The sequence below is a fragment of the Castellaniella daejeonensis genome (genome assembly GCF_039523555.1).
Classification (GTDB): Bacteria; Pseudomonadota; Gammaproteobacteria; order Burkholderiales; family Burkholderiaceae_B; genus Castellaniella; species Castellaniella daejeonensis.
In genome coordinates this window covers 321,986-334,380 of record NZ_BAAAFN010000004.1, presented here as the reverse complement: position 1 = coordinate 334,380, position 12,395 = coordinate 321,986, and the positions used below count along the sequence as shown (strand labels likewise).

The window sequence follows — 12,395 nt, the reverse complement described above, 5'->3', positions numbered from 1 at the left end:
TAAAGAATGCGGGCGCGGTCAGACCAGGGCCTTGCCGTTGCGCACGAACGGCGGACGCACGATCTCGGCGGGCAGCCACTTGCCGCGGATCTCGACTTCGGCGCGGTCGCCCGGCGCCGAGCCGGCCGGCACGCGGGCCAGGCCGATGGAAAAGCCCAGCGTGGGCGCCATGGAACCGCTGGTGAGTTCGCCTTCGCCCTGGGCGATGCGGACTTTCATGTGGCCGCGCATGATGCCGCGGTCGAGCAGCTTCAGGCCGACCAGCTCGCGGGCCTTCGAGGCGGATTCCAGGGCGGCGCGGCCGATGAAGTCGCGGGATTCGTCCTTGAAGGAAACGGTCCATCCCAGGCCGGATTCCAGGGGATGGACCGTCTCGTCCATGTCCTGGCCGTAGAGATTCATGCCGGCTTCCAGGCGCAGCGTATCGCGCGCCCCCAGGCCGCACGGGCGCACGCCGGCCTGGGCCAGGGCATCCCAGAATGCCTTGACCGCGGTGGCGGACAGGACGATCTCGAAACCGTCTTCCCCGGTGTAGCCGGTGCGCGCCACCAGCGTGTTTTCGTCGATGAGGGTGCCGGTGAAGGGCTTCAGGTCCTGGGTGGCGGGTTTCCAGTCGGGATGCACGGCCCAGACGGCCTCGCGCGCATCGGGGCCCTGCACGGCCACCATGGCCAGGTCGCGCCGGGGCGCAACGGCCACGCCGAAATCGGCGGCCTGCTCGCGCATCCAGGCGACGTCCTTGTCCGCCGTGCCGGCGTTGACGACCACGCGCCAGCGGTCCGGGGCGAAGAAATAGACGATCAGGTCGTCGATCACTCCGCCGTCGGGACGCAGCATGCAGGAATACAGGGCCTTGCCCGGCTGGCCGGCGATGCGGGCCACGTCGTTGGCCAGCAGGTGGCGCAGGTAGTCCGGGGCGCGTTCGCCGGTGACGTCGACGTTGAGCATGTGGGACACGTCGAACATGCCGGCGGCGCGGCGTACCGCATGGTGTTCTTCGAGCTGCGAACCGTAGGCCAGGGGCATGTCCCAGCCTCCGAAATCGACGATCTTGGCACCCAGGGCGACGTGGGTTTCGTACAGGGGGGTTTGCGCGGGCATGGAAACTCCGGACGAGGAAAAGGGGCGGCATGGGATGCCGGCAGCGCCCTTCTGTCCTTTTGCCTGAGAGTTGCCCCGCACTGCAGGGGTTTCACCTTCGGCGCCCGCACCCGGAACGGGGGGCGGGTCTCTCCAGAATGCTGCGATGCAACGACGGCATCATGCGGATGGTACGGGGTGCCTGAGCGATTCTGGGCGAATTGCGCCTTCGGCGGCCGCCCGATGCGCGGGGCGGCGCTCTCCCACCCGCATCGGGTGACAGCAAGGGTGAAGCATACTCTGAAACGGGGGGGTTCAACAATCACCCCCGGGCGCTCAGATGTACCCCTGTTTCCGCCAGCGGGCGAGCGTGTCCGCATCGACGCCCAAGCGCCCCAGCACCGCGTCGGTATGCTCGCCCAGGGCGGGCGCCCGCGAGCGGATGCCGCCCGGGGTGGCCGACAGTTTCGGCACGATCCCCGGCACCTGGCACGGCGTGCCGTCGGGCAGCGGCTGATCCAGGATCATGTCGCGGGCCCGGTAGTGCGGATCGGCGGCGATGTCGGCGATGTCGTAGATGCGGCCGGCCGGGATGCGCGCCGCGTTCAGGATTTCCAGGACCTCGTCCTGGGTGCGCGACGCCGCCCAGTCCCCGATGGCGCCATCGATGCGGTCCACCTGCGCCACGCGGCCGGCATTGTGGGCCAGGTCGGGATCGCTGCCGAGATCCTCGCGGCCGATGGCCTGCATCAGGCGGCGGAAGATGCTGTCGCCGTTGCCGGCGATCAGCACATAGCCGTCGCGGCAGGCATAGGCGTTGCTGGGCGCGATGCCGGGCAGGCTGCTGCCGGCCGGCTGGCGGACCTCGCCGAACACCGCATATTCGGGCAGCAGGCTTTCCATCATGTTGAAGACCGATTCGTACAGCGCCACGTCGACCATCTGGCCCACGCCGTCGCGGTCGCGCGCGCGCAGCGCCAGCAGCACGCCGATGACGCCGTGCAGGGCCGACAGGGAATCGCCGATGGACACGCCCACGCGCACCGGGGTGCGGCCTGGCTCGCCGCTGAGATGCCGCAGGCCGCCCATGGCCTCGGCAACCACGCCGAAACCGGGCCGGTCGCGGTAGGGGCCGGTCTGACCATAGCCCGAAACGCGCAGCATGACCAGACGCGGATTGACCGCCCGCAAGTGGTCCCAGCCCAGCCCCCAGGATTCCAGCGTGCCCGGCTTGAAGTTTTCGACCACTACGTCGCATTCGGCCACCAGGCGGCGCACGACGGCCTGGATCTCCGGCTGGCGCAGGTCCATGGTCACGGACTGCTTGTTGCGCGACTGCACCTGCCACCAGACCGAGGTGCCGTCGTGCAGCAGCCGCCAGTTGCGCAGCGGGTCGCCCTGGCCCGGAGGCTCGATCTTGATGACCCCGGCGCCGAATTCGCCCAGGATCTTCGCGGCAAACGGCCCGGCGATGAGCTGGCCCATTTCCAGCACCCGGATACCGTCCAGGGGTTTGAGCATGTCCATTCTCCGATGACGATCGATGCATACCCGAGCGATTCTATCGCCCCTGGCCGCCGCCATCGTCCCCAGCCCGCTCCGCGGCTTCAGCCAGCAACCAGCGCCCGGCCGCAGGCCACGCCCGAAGACCAGGCCCACTGGAAGTTGTAGCCACCCAGCCAGCCGGTGACGTCCACCGCTTCGCCCACCACGTGCAGGCCCGGGCAGCGGCGCGATTCCATGCTGCGCTGGTCGAGTTCCGCCGTGTCCACGCCACCGCTCATGACCTCGGCCTTCTTGTAGCCCGCGGTGCCCGTGGGCCACAGCGTCCAGCCGTGGATGCGCTCGGCCAGGGCGCGCAGGCGGCGATCGGGCGCATCGGCCAGGCGCAGCCCGCCCAGGCCCGCCAGGTCGCCGCCGCCGGTCTCGCCCGCCGTACCCAGCCAGGCCTCGGCCAGACGCCGCGGCCAGGACTGGGCCAGCGCGGCGGCCACGGTCTGGCGGCTGCCGGACTTGGCGGCCACCAGGGCGGAGCCCATGTCCCGGCCGGGCGCCAGGTCGATGCGGATCGGATCGCCCGGGCGCCAATGGCTGGAGATCTGCAGGATGCCCGGCCCCGACAGGCCACGGTGGGTGAACAGCAGATCTTCCAGGAATTCGGCACACGCCGGCCGGCGGGCCCGCTGCCCGCCGCCTTCTGCCGCCGGAGCCTGATGCGACAGGCGGACTTCCAGGGAAACGCCCGCCAGGGCGGCATAGGGCCGCCACAGGTCCGCGTCGAACGTCAGCGGCACCAGCGCCGGCCGCGGTTCCACGATGCGCAGGCCGAACTGGCGCGCGATCCGCAGGCTGAAATCGGTGGCGCCCAATTGCGGGATCGCCATGCCGCCGGTCGCCAGCACCAGGCGCGCGGCCCGGATCGGGCCGGCATCGGTGTCGAGCCGGAAACCGTCCGCGTCCCGGCCGACGTCCCGGACGGTGCACGGCATGCGCCAATGCACCCCGCCCGCTTCGCATTCGCGGCGCAGGACCCGGATGACGGATTCGCTGGAATCGTCGCAGAACAGCTGGCCGCGGTGCTTCTCGTGCCAGGACACACGGTGCGTGCGCAACAGGTCCAGGAAATCGCCAGGCCCGTAGGCCCGCAGGGCGGAGCGGCAAAAATCGGGATTGCGCGACAGGAACTGCGTGGGGCTGGCGCCCAGGTTGGTGAAATTGCAGCGCCCGCCTCCGGAGATGCGGATTTTCTCGGCGAGGCGTTCCGCATGGTCGACCAGCACCACCCGCAGGCCGCGCTGCGCCGCCACCGCCGCCGTCATCATGCCGGCGGCGCCGGCGCCCACGACCGCGGCATCGAAACGTTCGCCCACGAAGATCAGGCGCCTTCGCGGATGCAGTCCACGTAGTAGTGCCGCCGGCCCTGCTCGTCGGTCTCGTACGCCAGCCCGTGCACGTCGGTCTCGAAACCGGGGAACTGCTGGTTGAATTCCTGGGTGAATTTCAGGTAATCGACGATGTCGCGGTTGAAGCGCTCGCCCGGAATCAGCAGCGGGATGCCCGGCGGATAGGGGGTCAGCAGCACCCCGGTGACGCGGCCCTCGAGCCGGTCGACCGGCACGCGCTCGACCTCGCGGTGGGCCATGTGCGCGTAGGCGTCGGCCGGGCGCATGGCCGGCACCATGTCGCTCAGATACACCCGTGTGGTCAGGCGCGCGAAATCGTAGTGGCGGTAGGCCTCGTGGATCTTCTGGCACAGATCGCGCAGCCCCATGCGCTCGTAGCGCTTGTGGGCGCCGCTGAATTCGGGCAGCACGCGCCACAGCGGCTGGTTGCGGTCGTAATCGTCCTTGAACTGCTGCAGGGCGGTCAGCAGGGTGTTCCAGCGCCCCTTGGTGATGCCGATGGTGAACAGGATGAAGAAGGAATACAGGCCGGTCTTTTCCACCACCACGCCGTGCTCGACCAGGTAGCGCGAGACCAGCGCCGCCGGAATGCCGGAATCGGCAAAAGTGCCCGAAATATCGAGCCCCGGCGTCACCACCGTGGCCTTGATCGGGTCGAGCATGTTGAAGCCTTCGGCCAGGTCGCCGAAACCGTGCCATTCGTCGCCCGAGCCCAGGACCCAGTCCTCGCGGTTGCCGATGCCTTCGGCCACCAGGCGGTTGGGGCCCCAGACCTTGAACCACCAGTCGTTCTTGCCGAACTCGGACTCGACCTTGCGCATGGCGCGGCGGAAATCCAGGGCCTCGCGGATGGATTCCTCGACCAGGGCTGTGCCCCCGGGGGGTTCCATCATGGCCGCCGCCACGTCGCAGGACGCAATGATGGCGTACTGCGGCGAGGTCGAGGTGTGCATCAGGAACGCCTCGTTGAAGATGTTGCGGTCGAGCTGGCGCGACTCGCAGTCCTGCACCACGATCTGGGAAGCCTGCGACAGGCCCGCCAGCAGCTTGTGCGTGGAGTGCGTGGCGTAGATCATCGTGTCCTTGCTGCGCGGCCGGTTGGGGCCGATGGCGTGCATGTCCTCGTAGAACTCGTGGAAGGCCGCGTGCGGCAGCCAGGCCTCGTCGAAGTGCAGGGTGTCGATTTCCGAGCCGAGCTTTTCCTTGATCATCTCGACGTTGTAGATCACGCCGTCGTAGGTGCTCTGCGTCAGCGTCAGGATGCGCGGGCGCTTGTTGGCCGCCTCGCGCGCGAAGGGGTTGGCCTCGATCTTCCTGCGGATGTTTTCCGGGTCGAATTCTTCCAGCGGAATCGGGCCGATGATGCCCAGGTGGTTGCGCGTGGGGCGCAGGAACACCGGGATGGCGCCGGTCATGGTGATGGCGTGCAGGATCGACTTGTGGCAGTTGCGGTCCACCACCACCACGTCGCCCGCGGCCACGTTGGCGTGCCAGACGATCTTGTTGGACGTGGACGTGCCGTTGGTGACGAAGAAGCAGTGGTCGGCATGGAAGATGCGCGCCGCGTTGCGCTCGGACTCGGCCACCGGGCCGGTGTGGTCCAGCAGCTGGCCCAGTTCGTCGACCGCGTTGCAGACGTCGGCGCGCAGCATGTTCTCGCCGAAGAACTGGTGGAACATCTGGCCCACGGGGCTCTTCAGGAAGGCCACCCCGCCCGAGTGCCCGGGGCAATGCCAGGAATAGGAGCCGTCGGAGGCATATTCCAGCAGTTCGCGGAAGAACGGCGGCGGCAGGCTGTCCAGATAGGCTCGGGCCTCGCGGATGATGTGGCGCGCGACGAATTCCGGCGTGTCCTCGAACATGTGGATGAAGCCGTGCAGTTCGCGCAGGATATCGTTGGGGATGTGCTGCGAGGTGCGCGTCTCGCCGTACAGGTAGATGGGGATGTCTTCGTTGCGAAAGCGCAGTTCGCCGATGAAGGCGCGCAGGTTCTTGATCGCGTTGGCGACGTCTTCGGGGGAATCCTCGTCGAATTCCTCGTCGTCGATCGACAGGATGAAGGCGCTGGCGCGGCTCTGCTGCTGCGCAAAGGAGCTCAGGTCGCCGTAGCTGGTGACCCCCAGGACCTCGACGCCCTCGGCCTCGATGGCGGCCGCCAGGGCGCGGATGCCGAAGCCCGAGGCATTCTCGGAGCGATAGTCTTCGTCGATGATGACGATGGGGAAACGAAATTTCATGGCATTCACCGTGTCGGGCCAAAAAACCCCGGCCCCGGGCTGATGCCCGGAGCCGGCTGCTGGTGCGCTGCTCGCGTCGTCCGTCTATTCAAGAATCCGCCGGGGCGCACGCTAGGTGCGGGGCAGCGTGACCCCCTGCTGGCCCTGATACTTGCCCCCCCGGTCGGCGTAGGAGGTCTCGCAGACCTCGTCGCTTTCGAAGAACAGCATCTGGGCGCAGCCCTCGCCCGCGTAGATCTTTGCCGGCAGGGGGGTGGTGTTGGAAAATTCCAGCGTCACGTGGCCTTCCCATTCGGGCTCCAGCGGCGTGACGTTGACGATGATGCCGCAACGGGCATAGGTGCTTTTCCCCAGGCACACGGTCAGCACGGAGCGCGGGACGCGGAAGTATTCGACCGTGCGGGCCAGGGCGAAGGAATTGGGCGGAATGATGCAGACGTCGCCCACGAAATCCACGAAGGACTTCTCATCGAAGGCCTTGGGGTCGACGATGGTGGAGTTGATGTTCGTGAAGATCTTGAATTCGTTGGCGCAGCGCACGTCGTAGCCATAGCTGCTGGTGCCGTAGCTGACGATCCGCTGGCCGTCGACCGAGCGCACCTGGCCGGGCTCGAAGGGTTCGATCATGCCGGCCTGCGCGGCGCGCCGGATCCAGCGGTCGTTTTTGATGCTCATGGGCGCCCTCTGTTCAAAGTTGCGGTATTTTAAGGCACATCACCAGCACGCGGCGCACCCGGCCCGCGATCAGTCCATCGAGAACCAGCGATAGACCAGCGCCAGGCCGCTGACAGTGCCCGTGGTGACCTCGGCCCGCAGGTTGCGCATCAGGCGGTAGCTGAGCCGCGCCACGGTGCCGGTCTGCGCCAGGGCCTGCTCCAGGCTGAGCCGCAGATCATCGGTCAGGGCCTTGCCGGCCAGCACGAAACGCTGCTCGATGGGGCTGGCGCCCGCATCCAGGCCGCTCACCACGCTTTCGACGGGCAGGATGCTGCCGGTGCTGCCCAGTTCGCCCGAACGCATGCTCAGTTCGTCCAGCCCGAAGCGCTTGTAGAACGGCTCGCCGCCCGACAGGAAGGAACTGCCCACCGAGAACAGCAGCGACATGTCCGCGCCGCCCTGGTCGGGCCCATGCCCCAGCAGCAGCCAGGACAGCTTTTCGGTCTCGCTGACCTCGGGGCGCGACATCAGGTCGATGCGCGGGCGCCGCGCGGTGCCGGCCACCCGGACCCCGGCCTGCACCGCCACATCGGTGCGCAAGGCCTGGATGTCGAGCACCGGATTGGCCACGTCCCCCTGGAAGGTGATGGTGCCGCGCCGCAGCTGCAGGTGCTGGCCGTAGGCATCGATCGAGCCGCCGCGGGTGCGCAATTGGCCCAGTGCCGTGAGTTTGCCGTCCTGCAGGCGCAGATCCATGCTGCCGACCAGGCCCGAGTTCACGCCGAAGCCGGTCAGGTAGAAGCGCGGCCCCAGGTCGATCGTCAGGTTGGCCGCCAGGTCCAGGGGCGGCGACGATCCCGGGCACGGACCCGCGGCCTGCGCCGGCGCATCCGGGCAGGCCAGGGATTCCATGGTCTGCCCCGGGGCGAGGACCACCACGTCGCCGTCCAGCGCCGGAATGGCGTTGAGCATGTCCAGGTCGAACCATCCGGCGTCCGCCGTGATCTTGCCGCCGATGCGGATTTCCGGCAGGGTCATCCGGACCTGGATGTCGCCGCTGACCATGGCGTAGCGATCCGAGCGCTGCAGGATCGGGTAGCGCCGGAAGGCGATGTCCGCCTGGCCATCGCCCGCCGCCAGGTCCCAGGCGCCCGACACGTCCAGGCCGCCGCCCTGGGCATCCGGATTTTCCGCGATCCAGGTGGCGGTGCGCCATTCCTTGGGCACGACCCGGCGCACCGCCGGAAAGCGCAGGTGGTCCAGCAGCAACCGGGTACCGTCGAAATGCGCCTGCAGCGTGCCGTCCAGCAGCCGCACGCCCTGGTCGGCGATCAGCACACGCAGGCCGTCGCCGCGCAGCGGCCCGGACAATGTCCAGTGCCCATCCGGGCGGCTGCGGCCCTGGATGTCGGCATGCAGCGTGCCGCCGACTTCCATTTGCCCGCCCAGCAGCAGGTTCACCCAGGCCAGGTCTTCGGACTGCGCCTCGAAGCGCAGGTGGCGCTCGTCCTGCGGCCGCAGGGCCAGGCCGCCCCCCGGTGTCGCATGGACCGGCGTATCGGCCCGCAGGCGCACGCTGCCCATCTCGCGGGTGCGGATCCGAAGATCGGCGTCGGCGCGGCTCAGCCCTGCGCCGGTGCGACGGATGGCGACGTCCAGGCGTGCGTCCTCCAGCCCCAGCTCGATGGGCACGTCGCCGGGCACGATCAGGTCCCCGCCCTGGCGGGCCAGGTGGATGTCGCCGCTCAGGGCGCCATCGAACGCCAGATTCCAGTCCAGGCTCGCATCCAGCCGGCTGTGCCGGGCCTGCTCGGACAAGTGGGTGCGCACGCCGCCCTGCCGCGCGCCGGCACGGCCCAGCCAGGCCTGCAGCCGGGCTATGCGCTCCGGAGTGATGGTCAGGGGATCGATGCGGCCGCGCGTTTCCCAGCGGCCCGGCCCACCGGCCGACGCCTGATGGCGCAGGTGCAGCAAGGTTTCGCCGTCCAGTGCGAGCCCGATGTCCGCCTGCCCGACCTGCCAGCCGCCCGCATCGTCGAACGCCAGGGGCACGGCTGCCTGGCTGTCGAGGACCAGGCCGGCGTGCTCGGCCCGCAAGGCGGTCAACCGGCCGCGCCAGCCCTGTGCCTGCGTCCAGCCGCCCCCGAAGGCCAGATCCAGGCTCGCGGGCGCCTGCCCGGGAACACCGTCGCGGGCATCCGGCGGCGCATAGCGTGCCTGCAGCCTGCCCTGGTGGTCGGCCAGCGGGCCGGAAACGGCAAAATCCAGTTCCGCCCCGCCCGGCAGGCCGGGCCACAGCGCCGCCAGGGCCGGCAATCGGGCCTGCAGCGTCAGGCGGCTGGCGGCCACGGACGCATCCCCGCCGGCACGGATTCGATCCGGGCCCAGGGCCAGGTCCACGTCCAATCCCGCCACCCGCAGGCCCATGAAGTCCGCCGGCCCCGCCGCGCGCGCATCGAACAGCGGTCCGGCCACCCGCGACAGGCGGTCCAGCCTGATCTTCCCCGACAGGGGGTGGCCGTTCCAGCGATTGGGCCCGTCGAATGCCATGTCCAGGCCCAGATCCTGCAGCCGTTGCTCTGCGTCCAGGCGCGCCCGCAGCTCGCCCTTCAGGTTGAGCAAGGTCGGCCCCAGGCCCGGCGGCAGCCAGGGATCGGGGCTCAGCTGGCGCACGGTCCATTGGGCAAGGATCGGCCGCAGGCCGCCCGCTTCCTGCGCCTGCGGACGCACGTCGAGCGTGACGCGGGTATCGCCCGGCAGCCGCAGGTCCGCCTGCGCCGCGCCCAGCGGAAAGGATTGGCCGGGCAGGATTTCGGCCCGGGCCTGCAATTCCATGCCCGCGCCCCGTCCGGAGGCCTGCAGGTTCAGGGCCTGCAGGGTGCCGGCCAGGCGCAGGTCGATCTCGACCCGGCAATCGTCTCCGGCTCCAGACGGTTCGCTGCCGTTCGCATCGTCGCCGGGCGCCAGCAGCCGCCTCAGGCAGACCGGCGACTGCGGGCCGTGATCCTGGGCCGAGCCGTGCAGGTTGAGCTCGAAGGGCCAGGGCGCCGCCAGCCCGCGCAGGGCAAGGCTGCCCTGCAACCGCAGCAGCGTGTCGCCGTGCGCCGCCTGCAGCTGGTCCAGCATCACGGTCGCCGTATGGGCATCCAGGGTCAGGGCGGTCGACACCGACAGCAGATCGACGGGCAGCGGCTCTCCGTTCACGCGCAGGCCCAGCCCCCCCAGCGCCAGCCGGTCGACCCGCAGGCCCAGGGGCAGTGCCGGCATCGTGAAGGGTTCATCCTGCGCGGGGGCGGCGGACGGCGCGGTGCGCAGGTCCACATCCACGCGCACGGCCGACAGGTCGTTGATGTGCAGGCGGCGGTCCAGCAATTCCGGCCAGAGCGCCTTCAGGTGCAGCCCGACCACACGGACGTCCGCGTCGGCCAGTCCAAGCGACAGCCCCTCGACGTAGAGCCCGTGGACCAGGGTACCGCGCACGCCATGGACCTCGCCATCGAGCTGGCCCGCCACCGTGCGCAACAGCCAGCGGGTGCCCGCCGCGCTGGAAACGCACCAGACGGCGAAGCCCACGGCCAACGCCAGCGCCAGCACGATGGGCGGCAACCCCCAGATTCCGAAAGCCCGCAGGCCGCGCCAGATCCTGGTCTTCAAAACGCGATCCCCAGGGAAAACTGCAGCCGCAGGCGCCGGTCTTTCTGCGCCCACGCCAGGTCGACGAAGAACGGCCCGGCCGGGGTGCGCACCGCCAGGCCCGCCCCGTAGCCCAGGTGCCAGTCGAACTGGCCGAAGGATTCGGCCGCGTCGCCCGCATCCACGAACAGGTTGGCGCCCAGGACGTCGGTGAAGTAGTGCGTGTATTCGATGCTGGCCACGCCCAGCGCGGGCGCGCCGATGATGGCGTCGCCGCGCTCCAGGCCGATACTCTGGTAGCGGTAGCCCCGGATGCTGCGCGATCCCCCGGTACGCCAGGAGAAGTCCTGCGGCAGGCGGTCGGTATGCGCCCAGACCTTGCCGACCTCGCCCCGCACGGTCAGCACGTCGCGCTCACCGATCGGCCACCATTGCTGGGCGCGCAGGCTGCTGCGGTAGAAGGCCTTGCCATCGTCCAGGGTCGTGCCCACGCCCAGGCCGAACTCGACCAGATTGCCTTCGCGCGGGTTGTATTTCGAATCCACGTCACGGCGCAGCCACTGCCAGGTGGCCGCCCAGCTGGGGACTTCGTAGCGCGAATCGCCGGAGATGCGGGTCTTGTCGTAGGCGACCAGAGCGCCCCAGCGCACTTCGTATTCGACGCGGCTGCGGCCGGCTGCCTTGCGCGTCTGGCTGCGCTTCCAGCCCAGGCCCGCGCGGCTGGTTTCCAGGCCCTCGATGTCGGAATGGTCGTACAGCAGGCCGAAACTGTCCTCGCTGCCGTCCATGCCGGGCGGCAGGTGCACGTCGAAGAAGGCACGCTGGCGCTTCGTATCGACCCCGGCGCCGGTCTCGATCCAGACCGGCAGGCCGTAGACCACGTTCTGCCGGTACAGGCCTTCCACCCGCACGCCGTGATCGCTGTCCACGCCAAGGGAACCGCTGGCGTAGCGGGCGGGGCCCTCGGTCACCTGGACGCGTACGGGCAGCGTGACCGGATCGTCGCCCTCGGGACGCGGCGGCGGCGCGACGCTTGCCGGCGCTTCCCCGGCCGCATCGGCGGATGCGTCCGCCGCCTGGGCCGGCGGCGTCCCGTCGGCCAGGGTGACGAAGGCACCCCGGAAAAACGTGGTGGACTGAAGCGCCTGCTGCCAGTCTTCCAGACGCGTCTGGTCGTAGGCATCGCCCGGATCGTAGCGCACGTAGCGCCGGATCAGGGATTCGGGCACCCGCTTCAGGCCGATGATCTGCAATTCACCCAGCCGCACCGGCGGCCCGCTGTCGAGCACGACATCCAGGTCGGCCTGGGCTGCGCCGGGATCGACGACCGCCCGGGTCTGCGCATAGCGGGCGTAATAGAAATCCTGGCGCGAGGCCGCGTCCAGCATCTCGGTCTTGGCCCGGCTCCAGTCGTCGTTGATGAAGGGCATGCCCTGCTTGAGCAGCCAGTCGTCGCGCAGGGACTGGCGCCGGGCCGCGTAGGCATCCCCGGCGAGCGCGCCTTCGAAGCGCAGGCCGAGCTGCCGCACCCGGGTGCGCTCGCCAGTGTCGATCGAGATGTCCCAGAACTCCCCGCCGTTGGCCGCGCCCGGCGATACGTCCAGCGTGACGGTCGCATCGAAATACCCCTGGGTTCGCAAGGCGGCCTGGGCCGCTTCCCAGGCTCGCCGGCGCAGGCGCGCGACTTCGCGCACATCCTGGTCTTCGGTCAGGCGGGTGATTGCGCCGACGGCATCGGTAATGGCCTGTAGCACTTTGGGCGGCGCGCCGCCCGGATCGATGATGACTTCCGGAGGAGCGGCCAGCACCGGGCCGCAGGCCGCGGCCCCCAGGGCAAGCAAGGCCCGGCGTATCCCGGCAATGCACCGGCCGTGTCTGTCCGGCC

General features: G+C 69.6%; 7 protein-coding genes and 2 riboswitches. All 7 genes read right to left on the bottom strand.

Annotated elements, in window-relative coordinates; genetic code table 11:
- Positions 1-18: 18 nt before the first annotated feature.
- The 7 genes from gcvT to ABD022_RS01750 all read right to left on the bottom strand — a co-directional run bounded on the left by gcvT (position 19) and on the right by ABD022_RS01750 (position 12,363).
- Entirely contained in the window at positions 19-1,101 is a 1,083-nt protein-coding gene (gene gcvT, locus ABD022_RS01780) for a glycine cleavage system aminomethyltransferase GcvT (protein ID WP_343819713.1), read from the bottom strand.
- A 41-nt stretch (positions 1,102-1,142) separates the two neighbouring features.
- Positions 1,143-1,247, bottom strand: a riboswitch (glycine riboswitch).
- Between the two features lie 12 nt (positions 1,248-1,259).
- Positions 1,260-1,356: riboswitch (glycine riboswitch) on the bottom strand.
- 60 nt (positions 1,357-1,416) lie between these two features.
- Positions 1,417-2,601, bottom strand: a complete 1,185-nt coding sequence (locus ABD022_RS01775; protein ID WP_325124651.1) for a CaiB/BaiF CoA transferase family protein — start codon at positions 2,599-2,601, stop codon at positions 1,417-1,419.
- Positions 2,602-2,687: 86 nt separating this feature from the next.
- Positions 2,688-3,950: a BaiN/RdsA family NAD(P)/FAD-dependent oxidoreductase gene (locus tag ABD022_RS01770; RefSeq protein WP_343819711.1), complete on the bottom strand. Its 1,263-nt coding sequence runs from the start codon at positions 3,948-3,950 to the stop codon at positions 2,688-2,690.
- 5 nt (positions 3,951-3,955) lie between these two features.
- On the bottom strand, positions 3,956-6,220 hold the full coding sequence (locus ABD022_RS01765; protein WP_325124653.1) for an arginine/lysine/ornithine decarboxylase: 2,265 nt from the start codon (positions 6,218-6,220) through the stop codon (positions 3,956-3,958).
- A gap of 111 nt (positions 6,221-6,331) precedes the next feature.
- Positions 6,332-6,895, bottom strand: coding sequence for a dCTP deaminase (dcd, locus tag ABD022_RS01760; protein WP_325124654.1), 564 nt, complete (start codon positions 6,893-6,895; stop codon positions 6,332-6,334).
- Between the two features lie 69 nt (positions 6,896-6,964).
- The gene (locus tag ABD022_RS01755) at positions 6,965-10,531 is read right to left on the bottom strand and encodes a translocation/assembly module TamB domain-containing protein (protein WP_343819709.1); all 3,567 of its coding nucleotides are present in this window, start codon (positions 10,529-10,531) and stop codon (positions 6,965-6,967) included.
- Positions 10,528-12,363: an autotransporter assembly complex protein TamA gene (locus ABD022_RS01750; RefSeq protein ID WP_414647426.1), complete on the bottom strand. Its 1,836-nt coding sequence runs from the start codon at positions 12,361-12,363 to the stop codon at positions 10,528-10,530. The genes ABD022_RS01755 and ABD022_RS01750 overlap by 4 nt, the downstream gene beginning before the upstream one ends.
- Positions 12,364-12,395 lie beyond the last annotated feature (32 nt).

What these genes read in the sequence shown, in the direction of transcription:
- gcvT (WP_343819713.1), bottom strand. Translation starts at nt 1,101, where the DNA reads ATGCCCGCGCAAACCCCCCTGTACGAAACCCACGTCGCCCTGGGTGCC.
- ABD022_RS01775 (WP_325124651.1), bottom strand. Translation starts at nt 2,601, where the DNA reads ATGCTCAAACCCCTGGACGGTATCCGGGTGCTGGAAATGGGCCAGCTC.
- ABD022_RS01765 (WP_325124653.1), bottom strand. Translation starts at nt 6,220, where the DNA reads ATGAAATTTCGTTTCCCCATCGTCATCATCGACGAAGACTATCGCTCC.
- dcd (WP_325124654.1), bottom strand. Translation starts at nt 6,895, where the DNA reads ATGAGCATCAAAAACGACCGCTGGATCCGGCGCGCCGCGCAGGCCGGC.